The organism is Chryseobacterium pennae (assembly GCF_003385515.1).
Classification (GTDB): Bacteria; Bacteroidota; Bacteroidia; order Flavobacteriales; family Weeksellaceae; genus Chryseobacterium; species Chryseobacterium pennae.
Genome location: NZ_QNVT01000009.1, coordinates 13,635 through 39,726, shown reverse-complemented (window position 1 = coordinate 39,726; position 26,092 = coordinate 13,635). Strand labels below are relative to the sequence as shown.

Here is a 26,092-nt window from a genome sequence, read left to right as displayed (position 1 = left end):
AAGTTGCGGAACAGCTTGCTCGGTATTTCTCAATTCATTTCACTTCTTTCATCGCTCTCCAGGTAAATGTAGCTAACAAAGCTCCTATTGTCGGAGCCGTTAAATAAACCCAAAGTGATGACATATTGCCTGAAAAAAATGCTGGAGAAAGGCTCCGCACCGGATTCATAGACGCACCAGAAATCTGTCCGGCAAACAACGCCCCCAACAAAACTACTCCACCGATAGCCCACCCCGCCAACTGTTGTACTTCCTTGGAACCTTGTGTTGTGAATAAAATCGTGAGCATCAGCATGAACATCAACACGACTTCCAATACAAATGATTGTCCATTAGAACCAGAGGGATAGGTTCCTCCCAATCCCTCATTTTCAGGAAACATCAACATCAACAAAGCTGAAGCTGTAAAAGCACCGATAACCTGACTGATGATGTATGGCAATATTTCTTTGGCAGGAAACAGCCCTGCTACCCAGAAACAGATTGTAACTGCGGGATTGATATGAGTTCCTGATACGGAGCCAAACGTATAAATCATAGCCGTAACAATTAAGCCGAAAACAATACAGATGCCTATATGACCTAAAGTGCCTCCTGTGTGTTGATTAATGATGATGGCTCCTGTTCCGGAAAATATCAAACAAAAAGTACCGAGAGTTTCAGCGATATACCTTTTCATTCTTATTTCAAAAGTTTTTTTCATGTAGAACATCTACATTAATTATTATCCGAACTATTTATCATAACAATCTTACCAATTAAACCTCCATTTTCAGCACGTTGGTGGGCTTCGGCAATCTGCTCAAATGTGAATTTAACACCATAAATCAATGGCTTAACTTCTCCCTGCTCCACCAGTTCAGTAATGTGCCTTAAGATTTGTCCGTGTTCCCGTTTTCCTGCTTCATCGTTATAAAGAATAGGGATAATCATATATACCGTATGGAATGTCAGCGCCTTTTCGTGAATAAGTGATATATCAATGGTATCCAGTGATACGGTTGTTACTATTGTTCCTTTTCTTTTGGCAGCTTCAAAGCTGTTCTTCAAATGCTGATTTCCAATGGTGTCAAAGACAACATCAAACCCTTTGCCATCTGTGTGTTTATTTACAAAATCCTCAACGGTTTCTTTCTTGTAATCAATCGTATAATTCGCTCCTAATTCCTTAGCAATTGCTGCTTCCTGTTCGTTGGAAACAGTAGCATAAACTTCCGCTTTCAACGCTTTGGCAAATTGAAGGCCCAAATGTCCTACTCCGCCTACACCTCCATAAATCAGGACTTTTTGACCAGGCTGTATGTTAGCTCTCTGAAAAATGGCTTCATAGGCTGTAATACCTACCAAAGGGATAGCTGCCGCTGCTGCAAAGTCCAGGTTTTTTGGAATTTTGGACAGCAATCTGTAATCAGCTTTTGTATATTCAGCCAAAGCCCCGTCAATGCCGATTACTCCGCCGATGCAGCCGTAAACATAATCCCCAACCTGAAACGCCGTAACGTTGGCCCCTGTTTTTTCCACTATTCCCGATACGTCCCCATGGAGAATTGCCGGAAAGGAAGGAGCCAAATGCGGTAAATGTCCGCCTCTTATTTTATAGTCAATGGGATTTATGGATGTGGCTTTCACTTTTATAAGGACTTCCTCATCATTGATTTTCGGTGTAGGCAATTCTATTGTTTTAAATGCCTTATCCGCTTCTCCAAAACTGTTCAACACTATTGCTTTCATAATTGATTTATCTTTTGAATATTATTTGTTTAGTTGTTAAATCCGATTGCTTTTACTTTCTCTTTTCTTTTATGTCTTTTTATGTACCAAACATTTAGTGCCACTCCAATTAAAGTCATCAATACGCCTACCAAGGATGAGTAATTAAAATCATATCCTGCATCTATAGGAAAGCCACCCAAAAAAGCTCCTAGGGCATTTCCAAGATTGAATGCCGCATGTGTCATGGCTCCGGCAATCATTTCCGTTCCTTTGGTAGCGGCTCCCATCATTACCATCTGAAACGGTGCTACGGTATCTCCATTTCAGAAAATGCGGCTTCCATTCCTGCAAATTTATGCGATACCAGATCCATATCCTTGCTGATTTTCTGACTGGTAATCTTGGCATAGATTTGAGTGGTAGAAATATTTTTATGTCCCATCATTTTGCTGAGGCTTTCAAGTGGTACACCCTCTGTTAAAAACATTGTTCCAAATGTGTGCCTTGCTGTGTGAAAGGTTACTTTTTGTTCTGTAACAATCTCTAATTCTTGAATTAGTTTATCTATATGGCTGTTACAAATTTTGTTTGTAGGAACAGGAAAAATAAAATCATTTCGGGTAGTACCTTTATATTTTTCAATAATACGTTTGGGTATTTCCATAAGCCTAACATTAGAGGCAACATCGGATTTTTGTCTTCGGCTTATAATCCAATCGTGACCATCAAAAAAGGATTGTATGTTAGTACTTTTAAGTTGTTTAATATCTATATAAGATAGTCCTGTAAAACAGCTGAATACAAAAAGATCCTTAACAATTTCATAATTTTGTTTTGAAGGATTGTGTAATAACAGGGATTCAACGTTTTCCTTAAGTAAATAGCTACGGTCATTTTCCTTCATCGATATTTCATAATCTTCAAAAGGATTTTTCCTGATAAGACCGTTTTTGACAGCTATTTCCGCAACACGATAGAGTGGCATAGTATATACCCAAACAGTATTGTGTGTGCACTTTTTGTCTATTCTAAGGAAGAAATCAAACTCTCTGATAAAATCACACGTCAATTCCCTGAACGCCATGTCATCACGATGATACCTGCTTTTGATAAATTCAGCAACGTGGTTATAGACAATTTTGTACTTGTAGTAGGTACTTTCGGAGCGTTCTCCTTGTACTACCATTTTCCCAAAATCATCATTGTTCTTTTTAAATACTTTCAGCAAGGAATCTTCCATGACACCAACACCGAGAAATGCAAGCTTCAGCTTTTGTGCCGTTACAAAACCCTCGTGTTTCAGCATATCTTCATAAAGGGTATCGATACGTGCCCGTATATTATCCAATTTTTGATTAATACCTAGTGCTTTTGCACTCTTGCCTTCAACTCTTCCGTACTTTAAATCCCAATTATTGAGGTTGATTTCTAACTTAGTTCCCAAAGTCTTAGGTGTCCCATCAATGGTAATGCGTGCCATAATAGGAGCATTACCATTCTTTTTCGGCTCGTTCTTTTTCAGGTAGAAAAGTAATTTGAACGTAGATTTTTTTGTCTGCTCCATAACTCAAATGTTTAATGTTTAAAATTAAATTGTATTGAGTTACAAGGGAATATGAAAAATAGGGCAAAACACTGAAATATAATCAGTTATACCGAAAGGTTACTTTATAAATCGGTAATGAATTAGTAACCTAACTTTGTATTTTCATGACCAAAACCTATCAGACACCGAGTTCCGAACTAAGACTACTGTTTTATAAAACCCTGCATAGCAACGGTTTTAACCGTTTTGCTTATTTTTGCTTTTTACTAATCTTTTTTACATACAAATATCCGATCATTTGACATTTTAAAAAAAGTATTTAATTTTAGGTATCAATGTTTTTTGCTCGGTCGAGCATACTTTTCATAAAATAGGTTAATAATATGGCTAAACACCCGATGACCCCCAATCATCGGGTGTTTTACTGTGGGCTAGAAGTAATAGCTCTTTCAAAATAGATTATTATCAGGTAACAGCAATTTTTACTATTATTGTCAAACCAATTATCAGGTTGAACACTTCACAATAACAAAAGTATGACGCACCAAAAAGTAACATTCAATTCCATTTTGACGCTGATGATGGTTTGCGGGGCCATGCTTTTCTGCCGGGCGCAAGTAAGTTCCTTTTTCAATGTGGCACCATTTGAAGACGATGATTATTTCACAAAAACGGTTTTTCCATTTAACCCCACTTTTATCAAAAGCCATCGCATAAAAAATATTCTTCTTCAAACTGGCGATACTATCGGGGTGAAATATAGCTACAGTTTTACGCCTGATGGATCTATCGAGAGCATGACAAGCATACGTTATGACCGCAAAGAAACCGACACTGCATTTTATACAAGATATTACTACAGAGCAGAGGGATTAATTGATAAAAAAGCAAGAATAGATTACCGGGACGGGATTGTGCAAGTCAGCAGCTATCGATACGACCAGAAAAACAGGGTTGACAGCATCCAGATCTTTACATTAAATTCCAAAATGCCAAACAGGTTGCAGAATAGCGACTGGCAGGGGGAGCCAATTCCCGGAGTAGACAAGTTGATTCTAAAGGGAGCTTTGCCCGAGGCGAGCCTCTGGAAAAGGATGACAGCTGAAAATGAATATTCGTCCTGGCAATATCGTTATTATACCGAAAATAAGTATGAGGCCGAGGAGCGTACAGAATATTTCAATTTTCGAAAAAAAAGCGGCAATTCAGATACCTGTTATCAAAAGAAGACCTATTACACGTTGGATGGATTTCCGGCAGTGCTGTTTTTACATAATGGCTGTGATGCAAACAAATTCCCAGATGAGCTATACCAGTACAAGGATGGCCTATTGCTACAGCTCAGGCATGCACCTTCGAGCTCTGAAGCCAAAACCGAGAAGTATACTTATGACAAGAACAGGAACCTGGTACTGATGGAAGATATCTGGAGCGGGGAAAAAGTAAGCGAACTGGTCATGAGCTATGATAACAAAGGCTTTCTGACTTCCATACAGCGAAAGTCCAATGAAGCAGATAGGATTTATTATTTTCAAGACCGCACGCTTAAGGCAACCTATAGATTTTTCTAGGGTATGATAGTATTGAAACGGTGAAAAGACAGCAATGACATATAGATACTTTGTAAGTAACGATGTCGGCTGGCTTTATGCAACTTGGAATGTATATACGATTTTATTGCAAAATGTTTCTTTTTTGTTGTTCATTACTATTTTGTTTTTTTTCTCGGGACAATTCTTGTTCTTAACCGTATTACTCTTTAAACAGGGTCAAATTTTTTGTGATGTGCCAATACCGTCTTTACTGTTTTCTGATATTGACTTAACAACATTGGTAGTTTTTACTTTGTAACATAATATCCCAGACTAAATCTGAGCTATTAGCCAACATGAATTTGGTCGTTTCACGAACACCGACTGCCTTATTAAAGAAGATCTTTGTAGAAGAAATGAGTATTCATCCAAAAACTAAAAACAATAAAAATGGATCAAGCACAAATAAAGAACTTATTGGATAACCAGAGGGCCTTTTTCTTATCTGGAAAAACACTGGAAATAGATTTTAGATTAGAGCAACTTGAAAAGCTGAGGGATAGTTTTATAAAATACGAACCAAAGATCCTCGAAGCCGTAAAGAAAGATATGGGCCGAAATGATATGGAAACCTATTTGATCGAGTTGAACTGGGTGTTAGATGAACTCAATAACACTATTAAGAACCTGAAAGACTGGGCAAAAGATGAGCATGTCAATACACCGGCGGTCTTTACAGGAAATGACAGTATCATCAAACCTGAACCATTGGGAACAGTTTTTATTTTAAGCGCCTGGAATTTTGCAAACTGGCAAATTTTCGGCCCATTGCTTGGAGCTATTGCAGCCGGAAATACAGCTGTAGTTAAACCTTCTTCCGATTCTCCGGCCTGCGGCGAAGTAATTAATGAAATTGTGGAAACTACATTTTCTCCAGATTATGTCAAATGTATTTTGGGAGATGTGGAGCTGGTTAACCGTGTATTGGAGGAACGGTTCGACCTTATATTTTTTACAGGAAGCCCAAGGGTCGGTAAAATTATTCAAGCAGCAGCTTCAAAGAATTTAACGCCAACCATATTGGAATTAGGCGGGAAAAGTCCAGCTATTATAGACGAAACAGCCGATCTGGAACATGCTGCTAAGAGTGTGGTTAGGACAAAGTTGTTCAATACAGGGCAAATCTGTGTTACGGTTGATCATGTATATGTTCATTCCAGCATCAAAGACAAGTTTATCGAACTGAGCAAAAAATACATGGTAGAATTTTATGGTGAAGATGCTTCGCAAAGCGAAGATTATGGTTTTATCATCAATCAGAGAAACTACGAAAGGCTGCTCGGATTGATGAACACCAGTGGAACACTGATTTTTGGTGGACAGTCAGATGCTTCTACCCGGTACATTTCACCAACCATTTTGGACCAAGTGACAGAAGAAACTCCTATTATGCAGGAAGAAATTTTCGGGCCTATTATGCCTGTTCTAACCTTCGAATCTATTGACGAATTAGTGGCGCTCCAGAAAACAAAGGAAAAACCACTGGCATTGTATCTATTCAGTAATGATAAGAAGCGTCAAGACCTCGTGCTTGCACATACCAGCGCTGGGGGAGTTACGATCAATGATTGTATGATACATGCAGCGTCAAGATATCTACCATTTGGAGGTGTGGGAAACAGTGGAATGGGTAATTATGTTGGCCATGCAAGTTTTAAGGCTTTTACGCATTTCAAACCTATCATGATCGCCAATAGAAACAAGCTAGTAGATGATTCATTGAATTATCCCCCATACGCAGGTAAGCTTGAGAAGCTAAAACGCATCGCTGAAAATGTGGGCTAATTTTAAGTGACTTCAACAGAATACGGTTTATTCAAGCAGGTGGTAGATCGATGCCGTTTGCCATATTAGGCTGATCTTCAAGGGTATTTATTTGGGCCGAGAATTTAGCACTCATTAACATTTGAATATTTATTGATAAATTGAAACTTCATTCCTCGTATGATCAAAACTTCTCCAGTAATATTTGTAAGTTAAATTCCTCACATTTACAATTATATTAATTGGTACGCGGTAAGTAAAACGGGTTTGCTTGACAAGAATTTAAATAGCCCGCAAAAAGTAGAGGAATGATTAGTTTTCATGAATAAATAAGTAGAAATATGGAGGGTACAAAAGAGACAATATTTGACAGATTGGTTTATTCCTGTCAGTTCAGCAAACATAGGGGTTCAGAGGAATTTATGCCGGAACATCTTTTAGGGCTTCAACTATCTGGAGAAACACATGCTGTTTATCCCGGAGGAACTGTTGTCATTCCTGAAAATTCAATTGTTCTGATCAAAAGGAACCAGCTGATCCGATGGACAAAGTATCCTGCCAAGGATGGACAGTATAAATTTGTTTCCATTACCTTGGACCAGGAGGTCTTACAGAAATACGCACTTGAAAATAAAATTGAAGTAGCGGGTAAGTATGCTGGCGGCCAGCGGTTATTTTTTGAGGCTGATGATTTTCTCAAAAGTTATTTCAGTTCGCTCGCGCCGTATGTTAACAAGAAAAAAGAAGCGACGCCAAGACTCGCGGATTTAAAAATAAGAGAAGCAATCGAATTGTTATTGCAATGTAATACGGACTTTAAAGAGATTCTGTTTGACTTTTCGGCCCCGCACAAAATTGATCTGGAGGAGTATATGAAGCAAAATTTTATGTTCAATGTTCCCCTGGAATCATTTGCCACGCTTACCGGAAGAAGTTTGTCCGGTTTTAAGCGGGATTTCTCAAAAATATTCAACGCTTCACCTAAACAATGGCTTTTACAGCGGAGATTGGAAGAAGCATATTATTTAATTAAATATCTAAAACAGAAACCGACTGATTTTTACTTGGACCTGGGCTTTGAAAACCGTTCCCATTTTTACGATGCATTCAAAAAGAAATATGGTGTAACGACCACAGAAGTAAGACAAATTGAGGAATAATGAAATTATCGATTTGATACAGGCAATTATCTGTTTTTTAAAAAAAAATCATATGGAAATTAAAAATGCAAGAATTTTAATAACCGGTGGAGCCACTGGAATGGGCTATGAAATGGCCAGGCTGTTTAAGGAATTGGGAGCAGAGGTCCTTATATGCGGCCGCACGGAGAAAACAGTCATAGAGGCTGCTAAAGAGCTAGATATTTTAGGATTTATAGCAGACGTTTCGAAGGAAAAAGATGTCGAAAATCTTTTCAAGTTTATAGAGGAAAAATGGAACGGATTGGATGTGTTAATCAACAACGCAGGAATTGGTTATTTCAGCGAATTGGTTTCTACTACGATAGAAGATTTTACCAGGGTCTGGGACATCAACGTAAAAGGAGCATTTTTGGTAGGAAGGGAGGCTGCTAAGATTTTCACCCGCCAGGATAAAGGAAACATTATCAATATTGGTTCGACGGCAAGTCAATATGGCTTTGCCAATGGTTCGGCGTATGTAGCCAGTAAATTTGCGTTAAAAGGAATGACCGAGTGTTGGAGAGCAGAACTTAGAAAGCATAACGTGCGAGTGATGCAGATCAACCCGAGCGAGGTTGTTACAGATTTCGGCGAAAAGTCAGGATATGGTTCAGATAAAAACGGTAAAAAACTGTCAGCATCCGAAATTGCACACGTTGCCCTATCCATGCTGACCATGCATGATGTAGGGTTTATTACTGATGCCACTGTTTGGGCGACAAATCCTTGATAGTACCATGCTTAATGGAGCTTGCAACCTTCGTAGCTCTAATTAAATATGTTTTCTTCATCTAAACGCCAAAATAAACCAATTAGCAAAAAAATATGATGTTAAAAAAAGAAAAATTGGAATTGATAAGACAATTCTACCCAAATGCCCTGACAACAATAGATGTTCTCAACAAAACAATAGATTTTATCGAGGATGAACTGAATATGCCTCCATCAAAGGTCATGCTGGCCGACAGTATCTGTAGCGACGATGTCAATAGCATCCAGTATCCGGCTCGGGCCACACAAGAATTTTTAGGCCCTTTTAAAATGGGTGGCTTGGATGGATTTCCTTTTACCGGGCTCACAGGCATGGGCGCTTTTGCCAGCCATGTTCCCGATGATGGAGCGGTACTTATTTATTATGGGCCGCATATCGGAATTTCCAAAGAAAGCAAAATAGGAGAAATTCTCCGTTACGGTCAGCACAATACCTCCGGATGTTGTGGTGCTGCGAAAGGAGCCTTAAAAAAGTTGTCTGAAGGAACCCTTGTAGAAGGAAACGTAACTGATCTTGACTATCAGATGAATACGATTGAACAGATACTTTTAAAGCAGAAACATAGAATATTAGATGCAGAAAAGCCAATACATGAAGCGACAGAAGTTATTTATGAAGCGATTGACGCAAGAATCCAGGAACTGGTGAAAGCTACAACTTATAACTGTAAATATGTGCTGTTAATGGGCGGTGTGATGATCAACAGCGATTCGGATGTAGGTTCTTTCTCATCCACCAAGCGCTTTGATGTGATAAATCTTGAAGATAAGAGCAGAAAAAGTTTCTTGTCGCTATTGTCGTAATCGAATAAATGAATGATACTGCAAACAGAATTTAAATTGCAGTGCCGTTTCCGGGATAAATAATATAATAAACTATGTATACAGGTAGAAGATACACCGCTTTAGTTTTTTTTAAATGGACATTGCGCAAAACATTGTGGATGTTTTTCATTGCGGCAGTGCCGACAGTACTCTATGCATTGGGATGGCACTTCCTTTCGCTGCCCTGGCAACCAGTGGCCTTATTGGGTACGGCATTGGCGTTTAGTGTCGGCTTCAAGAATAATGCGAGTTATGGGCGGTTATGGGAAGCCCGCCAGATTTACGGGGCGATCATCAACGATAGCCGAAGCTTTGCTTTTACCTTACGCGATACCCTTGGCGGAAAGGAAGACAGGATGGTGAAACTGATGTTTTATCGGCACTTTGCCTGGCTCACTACTTTGCGTTTTCAGCTGCGTGAATTCCGTCCCTGGGAGAACACCAAAAATAGGAGCAACCAGGATTTTTCTGAGGGAAATTTTATTATCCCTGAATGGGAAGGTAATGTTGAAGAAGAACTGAAGCAATATTTGAATGACGAGGAACTTAAGTACATTTTGTCAAAGAAAAATAAGTCAACACAATTAATTGCATTGCAATCAGAAAGTCTTGGAAAGCTTAAAAAAGAAGGTCTTTTGAGCCATATTGAGTGGCTGGAACTTCAAAATGGCATTAGCCGTTTAGTAGACGATCAGGGCAAAGCAGAAAGAATAAAGAACTTTCCATATCCCAGAAACTTCGAAACAGTCATGACCTTTCTGATGTACATATTTATTTTGCTTCTTCCATTTGGGTTGCTCAAGGAATATGAGGGTTTAGGAAAAGGTACCTTTCTGGAGGGCTGCACCATTTGGTTTAATATCCCATTTACAGCACTGATTGCGTGGGCATTTCACATATTGGATACCATCGGTGAGAGTTCTGTAAACCCATTCGAGGGGAATCCGAATGATGTACCCATCACGCAGATCAGCCGTATGCTTGAAATTGATCTAAAAGATATGCTGGATGACAAAGATCTACCACAACCATTAGCTGCACAGAATAATATTTTAATGTAATAAATACGTTTATGATAGAGAGCTTTGTATTTTATTTAGGGCTAGTTATGGTCATTATTTTTGCCATTATGCTTGCAAAGATGATGAAGATTGCATACCCGATCCTGTTGGTTGTTGCGGGACTTCTGATCAGCCTTATACCAGGAATACCTCCGATTAAAATTGAACCCGAACTGATTTTTATTATTTTTCTTCCACCACTTTTATATGAAGGTGCTTTCCAGATATCCTGGAAAGAGTTGTGGAAAATGCGAGGTGTCACTGCAAGCTTTGCTTTCATCGTTGTTTTTCTTACTGCAATTATTGTCGCCTTTGTAGCCAATTCCTATATTCCCGGCTTTTCATTGGCCTTAGGATTTGTATTGGGCGGTATTGTTTCGCCACCGGATGCGGTTAGTGCAGGAGCCATCCTTAAGTATGTGAAGATACCCAAAAACTATACTACAGTGCTGGAAGGTGAAAGCCTTTTAAATGATGCCTCATCCTTGATTATCTTTCGTTTTGCATTAGTAGCCGTAGCCACCGGACAGTTTATATGGCAGGATGCAGCAATAAGCTTTGGCTGGATGGTATTTGGTGGTGTTGGTATCGGATTGGTTTTAGGTTTTATCTTTTTGAAGGTTCATAAAATTTTCCCTACAGATGTCAACATGGATGTCATCTTAAGTCTGGCAGCGCCTTACATGATGTATATTGCAGCGGAGGAAGTCCATTCCTCAGGTGTATTATCGGTGGTGAGCGGAGGTCTATTTTTATCGGTAAGGAGGCACCAATGGCTGAAAACACCGGAATCACGCTTAAAAGGATTTAATGTCTGGGAAAGCTTCACTTTCCTGATAAATGGTATCGTATTTCTGATTATCGGGCTTGACTTACCGGAAATTACAGCTGGATTGAAAAATGAGGGGGTGAAAATTTCAGAGGCAATCGGATACGGATTGATCGTTACAGCCATCTTAATCGTTGTTCGTTTTATAGCTTCTTACCTCATAGTCTTAACCCTTTTAATTGTTCGAAACTTTATTAACGTTGCAGACCCTAATCCAGAACGAAAATCCCCGATCCTTTTCGGCTGGACGGGGATGCGTGGCGTGGTTTCATTGGCCGCAGCATTGTCCATTCCTGTAGCGCTCGAAAACGGGCAACCATTTCCACATCGGGATCTCGTCCTTTTTATCACCTTCGTGGTCATTTTGGCAACCTTAATAGTTCAGGGCCTTACGCTTCCGGCGTTGATCAAATGGTTAAAAATACCGGTAGAGACGCCTTATCATATGTCAGAAAAAGAAGCCAGCATCGTCTTGCAAAAAGGAATGAAAGATGTAGCCTTGTCCTATTTAAGGAAAAATTTCAAAGGCGGGCACGATGAAAATCTGTACATCAAAAATATGATAATCCGATGGGAGAGAGAAGAGGGAGAAGATGAAGAATCCATCTTTACACTTTCTCCAGAAGGAAAGGAGATCTATTTTGCCACAATGGAAAAACAGCGTGAATGGCTCAGAAAAGAAAATAGGGAAAATCCGCTGATTGACGAAGAAGTTACCAGGCTTTATCTTCTTAAATTAGATTTGGAAGAAGAGCGTTTACGGATAGAATAATGGTTGTAAAATCGAAATTAATAGTGTCCTTTTTTTTCAAATAGCTCAAAAGTACTGAAAATGATGTTATGGCTACAACACCCGATGCTCTTAGGCTTCGGGTGTTTTTTATAGGGATACAAAGAACCGTTATTTGGGACGCCGATATCTCTGTACTACTGCGCTTTATATTTGAATAGAATTCTTGGTACACCGCTCTTATTATAAAGTAATAACTGAAACAAAAAATAGCACAATAAGAGTGACCCTTAGGATAGGTAAATTTGAAAGAATAGTTTACTTTAGTAAAATATATTTGAATAGATTAGATAGGAACAAGGGATTATGGATATAGTAAAACAGATTGACCAGCACACCAATCGGTTAATTGATGGACTACTCAGTTCATCCGCTGAGCAAAGGAAAAGTCTAACAATCGCCATTTTAGGATTTTACTTCCAGTTGCCAAACTTTGAGGCTGTTCTATACCAGTATATTCAGATGAGAATAAAGAAAAAGCAATTAATTGCTGATATCAAAAACGGAAACGTACAAAACTACCGGCAAGCTATTGAAAAGAGTATTGCTAATGTAGACGTCTATGCTGACAGTTACGAAGAGCCGAAACCAATTGCACTATTTATTTTGGATGCATTTGCTGGTGCCACTTCTGATATGAAGTTCTCCACAAATCTCGTTAAACTATTTGTTGGAATAATTGACACGTTAGACTATTGTGAGAATTTTTCGGAGCGACCTGCGTATTGGAATAAGTTATTGGAAGAGGAAGTGGAATTTCAAAACGAGGTTTTAAGACAGGTCAAAATAGGTTCATCTTTCAACAGCCTGATCTATCAGCAAAGATATGCCGGAGTTGCTTTCCAAGAGGTCTAAAATCTTTATATGGTTATAGTTTTTGCATTACGAAGTTTCGTGTCCTGCCTTTAAGAGCAGTCCTGCAATTTTGGCAGAAATCCTGAAAAAATTTCACATTATGTCCATTGGTATTTTTTTTGTAGATTTTTAAGCACAGCTGGCCAGCTGAAGTGTTATAATTGATTGTTAAACTTTTTTTAAAGAAGATTATTATGAATACTCTAATGCGAAGAAACGGAAACAATAATTTAGGCTTTTCAAGCATCTTTGATGATTTATTTGGCCGTGAACTTTTTAACTGGGGTAATAACAACTACTCATCAACCAGCACAACGGTACCTTCGGTGAACATAAAAGAAAACGGTGATGCTTACGAAGTGCAGGTCGCTGCACCCGGAATGAACAAGGATGATTTTCAGATCAAGCTGGACGGTAACTTGCTCACCATTTCATCCATGAAAGAAGACAGCAATGAAACAAAAGAAGATAACTTTACACGAAGGGAATTCAGTTATCAGTCCTTCCAACGAAGCTTCGAGCTGCCGAAGGATGTAGTGGACCAGGACAATATCAATGCGAGATATGAAAATGGTCTGCTTATGTTAACCATTCCTAAGCGGGAAGATGCAAAGCAGAAACCACCAAGGATGATTGAAATATCTTAAGACGCAAAATGGATACCATTGGTATCCATTTTTGTTATTAATTGACTAGATTTTTACGATCTGAACGACCAGAATGCATCCGTAATATTTTTCGATAATTGGGCTAATTATTTTTTGAGTTTGAAAAGGTCAAAAGAGTTATGCTTTGGATCATAATTTAAAAGTTTTATAGTCTTCTGTATATCAAGTCTCTTATATGTATTGTTTGAAATAGCATTTACAATTTCAAATTTTATGTCTTTTGATTCAATGCAAAGATGCAGCAGTTGATTGAGATCATCAGGATGTAGATATGCGCTCATGTCCCGTGCATTCATTTCTGTAAAGTCCCCGGGGAATTCGTACGCAGCAATTCGAAGGCAGATTGCACTTAAATCGCTGCTATAGCAATAGTAGGAGAGAAGTGCTTCACCAAAACATTTGGAAACACCATAAAGGTTACCGGGCTTTACAGCCATGTCACTATTGATTTGAACATCTTTTGGGTAGCCTTCTATTGTTTGTGCGCTGCTTGCATAAATGATTTTTGTACAGCCCCCCAAAATAGCTGCATCTATAACATTTTTTGTGCCGATAATATTGGCATCCAGTAAATCGTTAAAAGGTGCATCTGGATTGGCTATTCCACCGAGGTGAATAACAATGTCTACATCCTTACAAACCTCAATGAGGTATTCTTTATCAGTAAGATTTCCCTGAAAAAATTCGACCGACTCATTTTGAATTCTGGGCGGATGAAGATCAAAAATGCGCAATTGATATTGATCGAAAAAAGCTTGAATAAAGTGACTGCCGATTTTACCGGAACCACCTGTAATTAATATTTTTTTTTGCATGAGTATATTTGTTTGTACGGCAGTAAGAGGCTTATAGATAGTTAAATAATTTGTGAAGTAGGATTGCCTACCAGATGTAATTCCATATTAGGATCAATATTATAGGCTTTTTTTGCTCACCCCCACGTAGGAAGAAGTGCTATTTTAAGAGAAACAAAGATAACAATAACATATGGCATCGCTACTATTATTTTGGTCATTGTATTATAGTATTGCGCCGGTGTTGCGGCGCAACGTGGGAAATATTTGAATAAATAGTAGCAAAATGTGATTATCCCTATCAAGAAAACTTTTTTAATTTACTCTTGTTCTTTGCTATATTACACATGTTGATCTACTCATGAGGCCGGGTGGTTTTACCGTTCGGCCTCTCTGCCTGGCACTAAACAAGCGATGGCGACGATTGCGAGAAAATGTTTTCGATCCCATAATCCTTGGTAATTGTGCCGGCTTGAAAAGTTCGCAAAGCATATAGGAAAATAAGTTTAATTTAACAGTTTGAGCATGAATTTAATAGTATGGCGCGGTTTGTTTTATAAATCGTGGGAACATTGCAAGATTGAGAAACAGGCGGACATGCTTGCTGTTGAGTCAATCATCGTTGGAAATCATCAGGGCAAGATTTACAACGTGAGTTATGTCTTAAAAATAAATGCGGAGTGGTGTGTACAGGAGTTTGAGATAACATCCGAAATTGATGGCGTCACAGCTGTAGTTCTTGGAAAAGAACAGGGGGAAGAGTGGTTGATTAACGACCAGCTCAGATCTGAATTTCGTGGTTTGCACTATATAGATATTTCTGTAACTCCCTTGACAAATAGCCTTCCTATTAATAATCTGCATATGGCTATTGGTGAACAACATGTTATTGATGTGCTTTATATTGACATTTTAGCGAATGACCTAAAAGCAGTTAAGCAGCGGTATTCACGTATATCCAAAGATCAATATCTGTACGAAAACTGTGATTCAGATTTTTCTTCGATTATTCAAGTTGATGCAAAAGGCATTGTAAAGAGTTACCCAGGTCTATTTGAAGTTGTTGCCGAAAATGTGGCAAAGTAAGTGCGTCTTGCTATTGGGAAAGAACTTTTTAAAAGAGCAGTTTAACAACAGGTAAATAGCATTGGAATTTTAAGGCATATTAAACTTCATAGGTAAGTTCTGGTACTTCTGCATAAACAAATGCTTTAGTAGGAGTTCCAGTTGTTTTAAATTCTTTTTCTATTGTATAAGCTTCCATATCAGAGGCGCTGATCTGATAAGTTGCAAGCTCCGTAATTCGTTCCTCACTGAGATCCTGCATCGTCCATTCCCACGCAAGTTCATCTGGCAGCATAGTAGGCATACGATTTTTAGAATTATGAATCTGTCTCATTAGAGGATTCGCTTCTGTGGTTACCAAAGCTACCGTATCCACTGTTTCTCCTGTGTCCTTGTCAGTCCAATTTTGCCAGATAGCTGCAATAAAAAAGTATTCTTTTCCCTTAAGCCCGATATGGTATGGATATTTATCTGCTGTTTTGAGGGGTTGATTGGTTTTCTTGTTAAGACGGTAAAGGTGCCTCCACTCGTAAAATTCACTTGATAAAATTAAGCATCTTCTTTCCAATGCTGCTTTCCGAAACATTTTTTCTCGACCTGTAGTTTCATCTGTCAGTAAAAGTTCTTCACTTTTTGCATTTAAAGTTGTATAAGGTTGATGCCATTTACCCTTATCATCCTTGTAACCAAAGCGCATCTTTTTTACATTTTCTCTATTTTTTACATACGAAGGAATAAAACCCCATTCCATCTGGACGATGTCAAAGTTGCATTTGTCTTCCGTGGGACGCAAAACCGCAATGTTTCCATAATTAAATCCCTCGTGAATTTCTTGATCTAGAAAATCGTAGTTCATAACAGCTTTTTCTAGATCCATGAGTCGAATAAATTCGTCTCTTGATACACGTTGTCTATTATAATAACACATACTATTTATTTTTTAAATGTTTACTAATTTCCTTACCGAAAAGTTCCGCTTCTGTTTGTCTTCCTTGTGGGATACTTGTCCATACTTCGCCATTCCATGTTTTCGCTGAGGTAATTACTAATGGCGCTCTATTATCGTCAAAAACAAGATGATAAACCTGCTGCTCCTTTACTGTATGTTCAATTACAGCAATTTTCAGACCTCCGACTTGGATCTCAAACTTATTGTTTTCAAACAAATTACCCATCGCATTATACTACACTTAGTTGTTATATAAATTTACTGATTTTATAATAAAAATTAATTTTTATCTATCCATATTGGCAAGTTACTACAAGCATTTAAGTAATTACACCTTATCTTTTTATGATTGCTCTCAATTTTTTCTGCGGAGAAAGCACTGATGTGGAGTTGCATTGATTTGCACTTTTTAATATTCATTTTCTGATTTTGAAAATTATACTAGAACCCATATATTCTAAAAAAATAATATTATGCAATTAGATCTTATGGAACTCCTTTTGGAAGGAAAAGGAGGCGCGCAATTTCAAGAGTATATGGAGAGATATTTGGATGCCAAATACGGATCACGATTTGAGCGGACAACTGAAAATGGAAGAAAAGGTGATGGTGGTAAAGATGGTTATATTTATGACTCCAAGCATTATTTTGCAATTTCTTCACGAAGTGATTTTAAAAGAAAGATAACTTTTGATTTTTTTAACTGCGTCACTAAAAACCACGATGTTAGAAAATTTACCTATGTTACTAATAGGGCCTTGCCTACAGCCTATGCTGAGGTTGTTAACAGACTAAGAGGTATTTATCCTACTATTTCCGTGGAGGTTTTAACACATTATACAATTGCAAGAGAAATTTTTGATTTCCCTAAGAAGCAGATTGAAAAAATACTAAATAGGGATGTAGATATTTCGCGAGATAATTCGATCTATTTTGCGGAAAATGAAGACGAAAGCGAATCTTTCACCTTTCGGGAAGCGATAAAAGATTCTATTCATTGGTACACTCTGCTGATAATTATCTGCGTTGTCGTTGGAGTGCTCTTTTACTTTTTGCATTTCAATGAACAGGTTTGGGGAATAGCAATGATGGGACTTTTTGTCTTTTTAGTCCTATATCTTATTTTATTTGGAAAAGGGATAAAGAAAACGAAATTCCCCCACAAAATTTTGTACTTAATCTGTAGTGGAAAATTGCCGGTAGGAGGGGAGATAATCTTTAATGAAGCAATACATAGATCGATCCATCGAAATTCGATGTGGAATTTTACTTTTTATAAAAGGTCGGTTAGTTGCGTCAAAAGGGGCTGTACAGGCAAGGTCTACCTATATGACCATGAGGAAGAGACGTATATTGGAAAGTGCGAAAGAGATCCGGTTAACCATACTTATACAGTTGATCGTAATTTTTATGGGAATTTAAACTGCTGAATCAACGAACTGTGCATACGGGAACCCGTAAAGAAATATCAACTGACCTTTGTAAATTTAAGCTATGTAATATATTTAGTGTAAATGCTAGTAAGAATAAAATAAAGGAAGCGACATGTTTTGTCGCTTTGTTGAACTAAGTTTGAATGACGAAAAAATTTAGTTGTAACCTTTTTTAAAAAAACGTAGATTGCAATAGCCATGAGATAAATGAAACCTGAAATGCAGGTTAGCTCTATTAAATAATTCAGGTACTTCTTCAGAATTTTTTTTTTGCTAACTTCCTTAGATATGGTGGTTATGGTCATAGAAATGTTTAGCAAATAAATAAAATTCTTTTAAATTGGAACAATGAGTACGGATGCTACACCAAGTTGGTCAGGATATATTTTTCAAGGAGAAGTTGCTTTATGCAAAGCAATTGAAATAATCAATACTTGCGGGGCAGACATTCCTGAACATTACTGTTTAAGATTAGAGCAAGATGAAGATTTTTCCATCAAAACCGATGTGTTAGAGGTTTTTCAAGTTAAGGCATACCTAAGTAAAGGTGCTGATAAATTAGGTAAATATAAAGATGTTATCGCGGAGCTATTAAATAAGTACCACTATTCGAAAACCGTACTAAAAGGTACTAAAGGGCAGGGAAAGATTGAATACTACAGCTTAAGTAAAAGGAAAAGACCGATACATTGCTCTTTAATTACAGACAAGGAAATTACTGATTACACGCAAGACCATTCTTCTTTCAATAAACGTTATCAAGCTATTGAATTTGATAAATTTTCCGTAATTCACGGAGTTTATAAGTTAGAGAATATCTCAGATAAGATTGACGCAGAAATAAACAAACTTTTTCCAGCAGATACTGTTTCTCATGAAGATATTGCTTTAAAAAGGAATTTCTGTCTCCATAATATTGTTAATCTCATAAAGGAACGTCATCGTACAAAGCAGGTGAAGTCCATTCCGCTTAGCGAAATCAAGAAGTGGATTGAAAAATCAGATATTGCGTTCAATAGTGATCTTTTTTGGATTACCATTGTAAAGGCATTTTTAAAAACACTATCGGAACCTGTCGCAATTTATGATCTTGCTAACCCGAATGAGGCTCTGTGGCATGATAAGTTACAAGAGTGCTGTGAAAGTTTAGACCTTTTAGGATTTGATAGGGTAAAAAAACTAATTAAAGAGCGAATTAATGCTCATAAAGCTATTAGCGATCGTAATTTGCGAGAGGATTTCGCATTATATATGGATGCTGGCATTATACATAGTATAATTACAAAAGCTATTGAAGGTATTGATTTCCCGCCCAGTTATAAAGATCTTGTGTTTGATCATAATGATGAGAAATACCAATTATCACTGATAAGCTCCAATATCAGTGATCCACCGACAAGTTTTGATAAAATTCAACTTCAGGGCTATTTTAAAAACATACAGGAGAACAACCTAAGTGATGTTGACTATATTATTACGGAACAAATAACCTATGATCAAAGTAAAGTAAAGGATCTTATTAGGAATATAACTGATGTTCCCGATAACTTTTCAGATTCTACAATCGATATTACAAATCCCATCAAGAATTACGGATTAAAAAAACTTTCTGAGACTATAAATGACCTAAAATCATGAAAGATCTAATCAAACAAATAGCAATCGCAAGTGGGCTGCGAACATTAGAAATAACGGACAATAAATTAAATCCTACTTTATTTTATTTTGAGAACAGAGATGATTTCTATATTTTAATATGTGGTGCGTATGCTGCGCTATTGCATCACCTTGATGTAGAGCAAGATATACATAATTTGGATTATGGAATTAATGCGTATTTAGACACTGTTAAAGAGTACGAGCAAGTAAAAACGTTCGGAAGCATCATAGATTTTAATCTATCAAGTATTATTGTAGTAGAACTGAATACGCTCGAAGATGAAAACATATTAAAGAATATCCACAAAATTGAGGAGAATTACAAGATCGCAAAAAAATATATTTTGCCTTACCTAAATTCTGATTTTGAGAAGTTAACTTCTGAAACTGCTCGAACAGTTTATGATAACTTGCCAGAGAGATTAAATAATATGGCATTGGAGAATAGTACTTTTATCAATGATAAGCAGGAAAGCTGGTATCAGCTTCTTATGAATCTTTTTATCAAACTTCCATTCCTAAATTATCAAAGCGGAAGTTTTGGACTGACAACAATTTCAAACTTGTTCGAAGAAGGATTATCAGATCAGGACAAAAGTCTACTGGCGATCGTTTCCGATAATTATGAGGTAAACATGGATATCGAATCTTTTGTAGCACAATTTCAAATAGACAACGATGAATAAATTTAAAATATCCAATCTTTACATTAAGAATTTTAAGTGTATTACAGAGGCCGATTTTAACTTTGATGGGAAGCATCTAGTAGTCTATGATGGTCCCAACGGTTATGGAAAAACAACCTGTTTTGAAGCTATTGAAATTCTATTTGCCGGTAACCCTAGAAAATCAAAAACTTCCTTTGTAGATAAAAGGTATAAATTCAGGGATAGCCCAATCCACAAATACAATGAACAAGAAATAATCATTTCAGCTGTCTTAAGTGATGATGATGGAAACCATATAAAAATAAAGCGCATATTTCCAGCGGCGAGCAGCAGCTCCTCTGCAGACAATAATTTTGGAAAAATTTTTACTCTTTCAAAATTATATATTAATGATAATCAAAGAGATTCGGGGATACAAGAAGTTGAGGAGCTGCTTCAATTTGATAATGTTGAATCATTGTTCAACTTGCTGAATTACGTGGAGCAAGATGAGAACACATATTTTTTGAAGAAAGATCCAAAGAACAGATATAGTACATTGGAGTCTTTATTAGGTGGGGAAGAGGAGCGTTTACTTTTAGCAAAAGTCAATGATTCAAAAGATCAGATAAGGAAGAAAACTAAGGTATATGCAGACGAAATCATCCTGTTGGAAAAAAATAACTTATCAGCAGTTACCAATACCGTGTCAAATGTTTTTTATAGCAGGCTACTACAAAATAAAGAGTTAGAGTGGGATCGGGAAGACATCAAAAATACCGACCCAGACGTTCAACAACAATATCTTTTGGAGTTAAATAAACTAGAGTACCTTATTATTAACCGAGAAGAAGTTAAGAAAGTTCTTGTAAATCATAGTATTAACTCTTTCATTAATACCAATGCCAGTGATATATTTTTGCGTTATTACTGGTCAGTGAAAAATTTCAATCTATTGAAAGAGGAGCATGAAAGAAGGATAGAAATTGATAAAATTATTAAAAGTAATACAGCCATACTAGCTTTTATAGAGAAGTTTGATTTTAAAAATCTAAGTGTAGAGACGGTAACCGCTTTTCTTTCTAGTAAGATTGGTTTAAGCGAATATTTTCCAAGTTATAGTAGCTCACTAAAAACTATTCTATCAATGGAAGAAAATCTTAGTACTGACAATAGAATTCTATCCGATCTGAAGGAAAAGCGCGAACAGCTCCTGCAAATAAATATTCAGTATAGAGAAGTGATTCCTATTAAAGACAGCGAATGCCCTACCTGCGGTTTCGACTGGCAAACTTCCTTGGAATTGATAAAACATATAGAGGAGACTGAATCAAAAATATTCGCCGGTTATTTAGAAAATAATGCCAGATTTGAGGGTACAAAGAAAGATTTTAACGAATCGATATTAAGTAAGGTAACACTATATCTAATCGCAGAGGTCCAAAGATTAGCACAGGAAAAAAATGGCCTTGTTGATGATGATTTTTTTGCACAGCTTCTAGATTATGTTGGAAAACGGGATGAATTCGAAACTTTTGTTGGCTTGTTTGAAAATCAAGTTAAAGAGCAGATTTTAGGTATAATTAATCACAGAACTATTGAAAATATTGTATTGTCTAAAGAGACTCTTCTTCAATTGATCAATAACAGCAGGCCAATTATTGACGAGACATTGGATCAAGTTGCAATAAGAAATGATTTTTCATATTACCTAGATGGTAGCTTTAAAGAATTGGATGAGATGTCTGAGGAAAGTATTGCGGATAAACGAAATTATGTGCAATGGCGTTTTTATAATGCTATAAGCCATAATATTACCGTTAGAAAAAATAAAATAGAGAAGTTGGATGTTGCGTGGTCAAGACTGAATAAATTGTCGCAAAATATGGACGCTCAAATCAATAAATATACAAATAGCATCGTAGAAAAGATAAAAATTCCATTTCATATTTATACAGGTAAGATTCTGCAGAATCACAGTCTTGGTTCTGGGTTAAATATAGATTTTGAAATGGAAAAGAAAGATAAGCAGCTATATATCACGCCATGTTATAAAGATCAGGAGGTGGCTTTCACACTAAGTTCAGGACAACTCTCGGCAACCGTAATCTCTCTTATGCTGGTCTTAAACAAAGTATTTAATCAATCACAATTGGGAATGATTTTTATTGATGATCCGTTACAAACCTTAGATGAGATCAATGCACATTCACTTGTTGAATTATTAAAATACAATTTCGCTGACCAACAGATTGTATTGTCTACCCATGAAGACAAGTATTCAAGATTTATCAGATATAAATTTGATAAATTTGGATTAAGCAATAAAAATATTAACATGAGAGATTGGCAGTAATTGTCGGGTTTCCCCATTTTATAAGAGCATTCCAGTTCTTTTGTTCAGAATAAAAAGATTGTGCGATTCATAGAATTCATCTTATTGATATGGAATAAATGCTTTACTTTAGCTTTATGAAATCTTAAAACAAAGAAAATTGAAGGTAATTTTAGACGCTAACATAATAATTGCTGATTACGCAATGGCTAGTCCAAGCTTCATTATTTTATTGTCGAGCTCCAAAAATGGAGAAATTGAATTGTTTATACCAGATTTGGTAATTGATGAAGTATTGAATAAGTACAAACAGCGATTGGAAAAAGCAGGTAGCGATGTAAGTTCGGAAATCGATAAATTTAATAAACTTGGAAAAACAAAAATCGCAAGTCCTTTAACTAAAGAAATAGTGCTGGCAACATGTGAAGCTTATGAAGCGCGGTTAAGGAGAATAATTGAGGAAAACAATATTGTTATACTGGACTATCCAGAAACTTCTCATAGATTTCTGGCCCGTAAAGCTATGCAAACTAAAAAGCCATTTAATGCCAACGAAAAGGGATACCGTGATTGCCTTATATGGGAAAATGTCAAGTCCTTAGTTCCAAAGGAAAACGCAGACATTGTTTTATCTCCAGAAGTTGGATTCATTACTGCTAACCATAAAGACTTTCTGTTTGACAATATTAAACTTCATGATGATTTAGCTTATGAATTGGAAAACGAAAGTTTACCAGCAGATTCAATTGGTGTGTACGAGAATCTTCACGTTTTTAATGAAGTATTTACCAAAATTTACTTGGAGCATGCTAGCCAAGTTGAGGCGAGGCTTAGAGATAAGGAATTTTGGGAGTTAAAAATGGGAACTAAAATTGACGAATTTTTGGAGGAGATCCTAATCGGCGCCCAGTTGGGAAATTGGACTTTTGATACTTCAAACTTTGAGGATGCGCCAACTATTGAAGAAATTACAGAAGTTTTCTATGATTATGAGAATTTATCGGTTAAAAAGCTTGCAGGTACGGAATATATATTAGATGTTAAAGCAGATATGCATTTGGGTATTGAAGTCTTTATTGATAAGCACGACTATTACAGTTCAAATAATAAAGATTTCCGTATCTTAGATTTCGATTGGAATGATCATGTGTTAAGAGCATGGCAGGTAGTTCAAATGCCTGTAACATTAACTATTATGATTGACAATAACTTTGATTGTTTAGCAATGGAAATAAATGATTTTGCAGGAGAAAACGAGTGATCGTAGTTAGTTGTGGTATATAAATTTCCAGATCTGTGGATTGATGATTTCAGTTTAAAATTACCTTATTATAGGAAACTTTAGGACTTTCGTTACACCTCCGTACCTTCTTCCAACGTAGATCCGCACCATATGCTACCTTAGAGCTCCATCTACGCAACTTTGTGCGAGATGAGGCAATTGTTGTTATATGGCAAAGTTAACATCTTCAAAAAAGCTAAAAACGATCAATTCTGAAATGTTGAAATTATCCACTTTTATAGAGCTGGATGAAATTCCTATTGAGGATTTCCTGGAGACGATTCGTTTGACAGGAAAAGAAGTTAGCGAAAAGGAGGCGAGGGAAATGCTAGAGATTTTATATGCCCTAACCCGGATCACAATCAAAGAATACTTCTCGCCGGAATAACCTTTTTTTTGTAACTTTGTTATATTGTTTTTGCTGGTAATCTATTAACATTCAGTTAATTGTTGCAGCTTGTTAACCACATAAAATTATTCATAAAAATTTTTCCAATGAAAAAAGGTGTCACCATGAGGACAGCTGATATGTTTGTCAGAGATCCTCTTTATGAAGAGAAGACCCCTGTTAGTTTTCAGCAAATTTATTTGCAAAAACATGGCGTTATAGAGCGCCTTAACGAATTATTATTTACAGAAGTAATGATTCATGTTGGCTCAGTAGTTTATAACCTTAAAACTGTTTGTACATGAAAAAAACCTTAAACAGTAAAATTGCTGATTTATATATCCGTGTATCGACAGACGAGCAGGCAGATAAGGGATATTCCCAGAGAGACCAAGCCGAAAGACTAAAAATATATTGCGCAAAGTATGGAATTGTTGTTGACAACATCATTTTTGAAGATCATTCGGCAAAAAATTTCGAACGCCCTGAATGGTCTAAATATTTAAAAAACCTTAAAAAGAGACGGACAAAGGATAGGGAACCTCGCTTGGTGTTATTTACAAAATGGGATAGATTTAGTCGCAATGCAGGTGATGCTTATAGTATGATAAGTATTCTCGAAGGGCTGAATGTTGAGCCGCAAGCAATTGAACAGCCTCTTGAACTTAAAATACCCGAAAATAAAATCGTACTGGCAATTTATTTGTCTACTCCAGAAGTGGAAAACGATAGAAGAGCATTAAATGTTTTTTACGGTATGCGGCGTGCCAGAAAAGAGGGACGTATTATGGGCATTCCGCCATATGGTTATGTGAATAGGTGTACCGAGGATGGTACAAAATATATTGGGGTAAAACACCCCGAAGCTGAAAATATCATCTGGGCGTTCGAGGAGATTGCAAAAGGAGAACTGCCATCAGAGCATATTCGAGTTCTAATGAATAAAAGAGAGGGGAAAGACCTAACCAGAAACGCTTTTATGGTTGCTTTGCGTAATCCTGTTTATACAGGTAAGGTTTATATCTCCGAATTCGAAAATGAAGCAGCGCACTATGTAAAGGGCAGGCACGTGGCATTGATAACCGATGAATTATTTGAGAGAGTGCAACGCGTGCTAGAGGGGAAAAGTTGGAAAGCCAAACCTGATATTGGAGAGAATAGGGTATTACGGACCGATCATTTTCCATTAAGAGGAATTCTCATTTGTCCACGTTGTGGGAATACACTCACTGCAAGCCGCTCCAAGGGAAGAAAAAAACATTACAGTTATTACCATTGCAACTCTAAATGTGGATTTAGGCATAACTCTGAGGAGATAAATGACAAGTTTATTGATGAACTTCGTGAGTATGAAATTTTGCCTGAGTACAGGAATGTGCTAAAAGTACTTCTTTTAAAAAATTATAAGAAGTACTGTGCTAATGTGGATGAAGAAAAAAAGTATTTAGTTGATGAAATTGAGGCTCACAACAAAAAGCTTAGCAAAGCACGGGATCTCTTTTTAACAGAGAAACTTGATGAGGATGATTATGCTGCTGTGAAAACTGAGTGTAAGACTAAAATTGATGAGCTGGAAGAAACTTTAAGAGGGCTCACAAAAGCAGGTAAGGATCATGACATTCCGGGTAAATTAGCTTTGGCATTAGAAGGGATCTCAAATATAGCCCACCGATACAGAGAAGCGGCTGTAGAAGATAAAAGGAAGATTGCCGGTTCAATTTACTACAATAAATTGGAGTTTGACGGCAGGAACTTTCGAACACCAATTTCAAATGCATTTCTAAATCTTATCAAGCTCAGTAAGAGGGGATTAGAGGGGCAAAAAAAAAGTCATCAGAACTTTAAAAGTCCTGATGACCATGAAGTGAGCGCGAAAGGATTCGAACCTTTGACCGTCTGCTTAGAAGGCAGATGCTCTATCCAGCTGAGCTACGCACCCTTAAAA

24 protein-coding genes, 1 tRNA gene and 1 pseudogene are annotated in these 26,092 nt (G+C 37.0%); 18 read left to right on the top strand and 8 right to left on the bottom strand.

The genetic code is table 11. From position 1 onward, the window contains the following. Positions 1–34: 34 nt before the first annotated feature. The 4 genes from DRF65_RS11035 to DRF65_RS11020 are packed head-to-tail and all read right to left on the bottom strand — an operon-like array spanning position 35 to position 3,277. Complete coding sequence (locus DRF65_RS11035; RefSeq protein ID WP_228438642.1) at positions 35–712, bottom strand: MIP/aquaporin family protein; 678 nt, start codon at positions 710–712, stop codon at positions 35–37. A 5-nt stretch (positions 713–717) separates the two neighbouring features. Continuing rightward, positions 718–1,731, bottom strand: coding sequence for a zinc-binding dehydrogenase (locus tag DRF65_RS11030; RefSeq protein ID WP_115970812.1), 1,014 nt, complete (start codon positions 1,729–1,731; stop codon positions 718–720). Positions 1,732–1,760: 29 nt separating this feature from the next. Continuing rightward, on the bottom strand, positions 1,761–2,003 hold the full coding sequence (locus tag DRF65_RS11025; RefSeq protein ID WP_165852207.1) for a hypothetical protein: 243 nt from the start codon (positions 2,001–2,003) through the stop codon (positions 1,761–1,763). A gap of 17 nt (positions 2,004–2,020) precedes the next feature. Beyond that, positions 2,021–3,277 carry a site-specific integrase gene (locus DRF65_RS11020; protein WP_115970810.1) on the bottom strand — a complete coding sequence of 419 codons (1,257 nt, stop codon included), beginning with the start codon at positions 3,275–3,277 and terminating at the stop codon, positions 2,021–2,023. Positions 3,278–3,837: 560 nt separating this feature from the next. Here DRF65_RS11020 and DRF65_RS11015 point away from each other — a divergent pair. From DRF65_RS11015 to DRF65_RS10975, 9 genes are all read left to right on the top strand, one after another. After that, positions 3,838–4,830, top strand: a complete 993-nt coding sequence (locus tag DRF65_RS11015) for a hypothetical protein (protein ID WP_123947321.1) — start codon at positions 3,838–3,840, stop codon at positions 4,828–4,830. Positions 4,831–5,241: 411 nt separating this feature from the next. Further along, on the top strand, positions 5,242–6,636 hold the full coding sequence (locus tag DRF65_RS11010) for an aldehyde dehydrogenase family protein (protein ID WP_115970808.1): 1,395 nt from the start codon (positions 5,242–5,244) through the stop codon (positions 6,634–6,636). 320 nt (positions 6,637–6,956) lie between these two features. Next, on the top strand, positions 6,957–7,775 hold the full coding sequence (locus DRF65_RS11005) for a helix-turn-helix domain-containing protein (RefSeq protein WP_115970807.1): 819 nt from the start codon (positions 6,957–6,959) through the stop codon (positions 7,773–7,775). 13 nt (positions 7,776–7,788) lie between these two features. Then, positions 7,789–8,526 (top strand): SDR family oxidoreductase, encoded by a 738-nt coding sequence (locus DRF65_RS11000; RefSeq protein WP_228438640.1) that lies wholly within the window; start codon positions 7,789–7,791, stop codon positions 8,524–8,526. 95 nt (positions 8,527–8,621) lie between these two features. Further along, positions 8,622–9,371 carry a hypothetical protein gene (locus DRF65_RS10995; protein WP_228438638.1) on the top strand — a complete coding sequence of 250 codons (750 nt, stop codon included), beginning with the start codon at positions 8,622–8,624 and terminating at the stop codon, positions 9,369–9,371. A 74-nt stretch (positions 9,372–9,445) separates the two neighbouring features. After that, a complete protein-coding gene (locus DRF65_RS10990; protein ID WP_115970804.1) occupies positions 9,446–10,453 on the top strand; it encodes a bestrophin family protein in 1,008 nt (335 codons plus the stop codon). An 11-nt stretch (positions 10,454–10,464) separates the two neighbouring features. Then, positions 10,465–12,054 (top strand): Na+/H+ antiporter, encoded by a 1,590-nt coding sequence (locus DRF65_RS10985; RefSeq protein ID WP_115970803.1) that lies wholly within the window; start codon positions 10,465–10,467, stop codon positions 12,052–12,054. Positions 12,055–12,378: 324 nt separating this feature from the next. Next, positions 12,379–12,927: a hypothetical protein gene (locus DRF65_RS10980; RefSeq protein ID WP_115970802.1), complete on the top strand. Its 549-nt coding sequence runs from the start codon at positions 12,379–12,381 to the stop codon at positions 12,925–12,927. A 194-nt stretch (positions 12,928–13,121) separates the two neighbouring features. Next, complete coding sequence (locus tag DRF65_RS10975; protein WP_115970801.1) at positions 13,122–13,574, top strand: Hsp20/alpha crystallin family protein; 453 nt, start codon at positions 13,122–13,124, stop codon at positions 13,572–13,574. A 107-nt stretch (positions 13,575–13,681) separates the two neighbouring features. Here DRF65_RS10975 and DRF65_RS10970 read toward each other — a convergent pair whose 3' ends face one another. Next, positions 13,682–14,410, bottom strand: coding sequence for an NAD-dependent epimerase/dehydratase family protein (locus DRF65_RS10970; protein ID WP_115970800.1), 729 nt, complete (start codon positions 14,408–14,410; stop codon positions 13,682–13,684). Between the two features lie 504 nt (positions 14,411–14,914). On the opposite strand from DRF65_RS10970, the gene DRF65_RS10965 reads away from it, so the two are divergent. Further along, a complete protein-coding gene (locus tag DRF65_RS10965) occupies positions 14,915–15,475 on the top strand; it encodes a putative glycolipid-binding domain-containing protein (protein ID WP_115970799.1) in 561 nt (186 codons plus the stop codon). A 79-nt stretch (positions 15,476–15,554) separates the two neighbouring features. Here DRF65_RS10965 and DRF65_RS10960 read toward each other — a convergent pair whose 3' ends face one another. Further along, a complete protein-coding gene (locus DRF65_RS10960) occupies positions 15,555–16,331 on the bottom strand; it encodes an SOS response-associated peptidase (RefSeq protein WP_165852206.1) in 777 nt (258 codons plus the stop codon). Positions 16,332–16,383: 52 nt separating this feature from the next. Then, a complete protein-coding gene (locus tag DRF65_RS10955; protein ID WP_115970797.1) occupies positions 16,384–16,629 on the bottom strand; it encodes a hypothetical protein in 246 nt (81 codons plus the stop codon). Positions 16,630–16,876: 247 nt separating this feature from the next. Here DRF65_RS10955 and DRF65_RS10950 point away from each other — a divergent pair, with 247 nt between their 5' ends. The 8 genes and pseudogenes from DRF65_RS10950 to DRF65_RS29245 all read left to right on the top strand — a co-directional run. After that, on the top strand, positions 16,877–17,833 hold the full coding sequence (locus DRF65_RS10950; protein WP_115970796.1) for a sulfite exporter TauE/SafE family protein: 957 nt from the start codon (positions 16,877–16,879) through the stop codon (positions 17,831–17,833). A gap of 351 nt (positions 17,834–18,184) precedes the next feature. Beyond that, positions 18,185–19,474, top strand: coding sequence for a hypothetical protein (locus DRF65_RS10945; protein WP_115970795.1), 1,290 nt, complete (start codon positions 18,185–18,187; stop codon positions 19,472–19,474). Then, positions 19,471–20,181 (top strand): ABC-three component system middle component 1, encoded by a 711-nt coding sequence (locus tag DRF65_RS10940; RefSeq protein WP_115970794.1) that lies wholly within the window; start codon positions 19,471–19,473, stop codon positions 20,179–20,181. The genes DRF65_RS10945 and DRF65_RS10940 overlap by 4 nt, the downstream gene beginning before the upstream one ends. Next, a complete protein-coding gene (locus tag DRF65_RS10935) occupies positions 20,174–22,498 on the top strand; it encodes an AAA family ATPase (protein WP_115970793.1) in 2,325 nt (774 codons plus the stop codon). The genes DRF65_RS10940 and DRF65_RS10935 overlap by 8 nt, the downstream gene beginning before the upstream one ends. A gap of 139 nt (positions 22,499–22,637) precedes the next feature. Further along, entirely contained in the window at positions 22,638–23,738 is a 1,101-nt protein-coding gene (locus tag DRF65_RS10930) for a PIN domain-containing protein (protein WP_123947320.1), read from the top strand. 190 nt (positions 23,739–23,928) lie between these two features. Then, positions 23,929–24,147 carry a hypothetical protein gene (locus DRF65_RS10925; RefSeq protein WP_115970791.1) on the top strand — a complete coding sequence of 73 codons (219 nt, stop codon included), beginning with the start codon at positions 23,929–23,931 and terminating at the stop codon, positions 24,145–24,147. Positions 24,148–24,254: 107 nt separating this feature from the next. Beyond that, positions 24,255–24,452, top strand: coding sequence for a hypothetical protein (locus tag DRF65_RS10920; protein ID WP_115970790.1), 198 nt, complete (start codon positions 24,255–24,257; stop codon positions 24,450–24,452). Further along, positions 24,449–25,432, top strand: a pseudogene (locus DRF65_RS29245) (recombinase family protein); the annotation flags it as partial. The gene DRF65_RS10920 and the pseudogene DRF65_RS29245, both read left to right, overlap by 4 nt. A gap of 580 nt (positions 25,433–26,012) precedes the next feature. Here the strand turns inward: DRF65_RS29245 and DRF65_RS10905 are convergent. After that, positions 26,013–26,086, bottom strand: a tRNA-Arg gene (locus DRF65_RS10905). Positions 26,087–26,092 lie beyond the last annotated feature (6 nt).

Excerpts from the sequence above, each read along its gene's own strand:
- DRF65_RS11025 (WP_165852207.1), bottom strand. The coding sequence starts at position 2,003 with ATGATGGGAGCCGCTACCAAAGGAACGGAAATGATTGCCGGAGCCATG.
- DRF65_RS11010 (WP_115970808.1), top strand. The coding sequence starts at position 5,242 with ATGGATCAAGCACAAATAAAGAACTTATTGGATAACCAGAGGGCCTTT.
- DRF65_RS10965 (WP_115970799.1), top strand. The coding sequence starts at position 14,915 with ATGAATTTAATAGTATGGCGCGGTTTGTTTTATAAATCGTGGGAACAT.
- DRF65_RS10935 (WP_115970793.1), top strand. The coding sequence starts at position 20,174 with ATGAATAAATTTAAAATATCCAATCTTTACATTAAGAATTTTAAGTGT.
- DRF65_RS10975 (WP_115970801.1), top strand. The coding sequence starts at position 13,122 with ATGAATACTCTAATGCGAAGAAACGGAAACAATAATTTAGGCTTTTCA.
- DRF65_RS10940 (WP_115970794.1), top strand. The coding sequence starts at position 19,471 with ATGAAAGATCTAATCAAACAAATAGCAATCGCAAGTGGGCTGCGAACA.
- DRF65_RS10990 (WP_115970804.1), top strand. The coding sequence starts at position 9,446 with ATGTATACAGGTAGAAGATACACCGCTTTAGTTTTTTTTAAATGGACA.
- DRF65_RS10980 (WP_115970802.1), top strand. The coding sequence starts at position 12,379 with ATGGATATAGTAAAACAGATTGACCAGCACACCAATCGGTTAATTGAT.
- DRF65_RS10950 (WP_115970796.1), top strand. The coding sequence starts at position 16,877 with ATGCAATTAGATCTTATGGAACTCCTTTTGGAAGGAAAAGGAGGCGCG.
- DRF65_RS10945 (WP_115970795.1), top strand. The coding sequence starts at position 18,185 with ATGAGTACGGATGCTACACCAAGTTGGTCAGGATATATTTTTCAAGGA.
- DRF65_RS10920 (WP_115970790.1), top strand. The coding sequence starts at position 24,255 with ATGAAAAAAGGTGTCACCATGAGGACAGCTGATATGTTTGTCAGAGAT.
- DRF65_RS10925 (WP_115970791.1), top strand. The coding sequence starts at position 23,929 with ATGGCAAAGTTAACATCTTCAAAAAAGCTAAAAACGATCAATTCTGAA.
- DRF65_RS11030 (WP_115970812.1), bottom strand. The coding sequence starts at position 1,731 with ATGAAAGCAATAGTGTTGAACAGTTTTGGAGAAGCGGATAAGGCATTT.
- DRF65_RS10955 (WP_115970797.1), bottom strand. The coding sequence starts at position 16,629 with ATGGGTAATTTGTTTGAAAACAATAAGTTTGAGATCCAAGTCGGAGGT.
- DRF65_RS11035 (WP_228438642.1), bottom strand. The coding sequence starts at position 712 with ATGTTCTACATGAAAAAAACTTTTGAAATAAGAATGAAAAGGTATATC.
- DRF65_RS11020 (WP_115970810.1), bottom strand. The coding sequence starts at position 3,277 with ATGGAGCAGACAAAAAAATCTACGTTCAAATTACTTTTCTACCTGAAA.
- DRF65_RS10970 (WP_115970800.1), bottom strand. The coding sequence starts at position 14,410 with ATGCAAAAAAAAATATTAATTACAGGTGGTTCCGGTAAAATCGGCAGT.
- DRF65_RS10995 (WP_228438638.1), top strand. The coding sequence starts at position 8,622 with ATGATGTTAAAAAAAGAAAAATTGGAATTGATAAGACAATTCTACCCA.
- DRF65_RS11015 (WP_123947321.1), top strand. The coding sequence starts at position 3,838 with ATGATGGTTTGCGGGGCCATGCTTTTCTGCCGGGCGCAAGTAAGTTCC.
- DRF65_RS10960 (WP_165852206.1), bottom strand. The coding sequence starts at position 16,331 with ATGGATCTAGAAAAAGCTGTTATGAACTACGATTTTCTAGATCAAGAA.
- DRF65_RS10985 (WP_115970803.1), top strand. The coding sequence starts at position 10,465 with ATGATAGAGAGCTTTGTATTTTATTTAGGGCTAGTTATGGTCATTATT.
- DRF65_RS11005 (WP_115970807.1), top strand. The coding sequence starts at position 6,957 with ATGGAGGGTACAAAAGAGACAATATTTGACAGATTGGTTTATTCCTGT.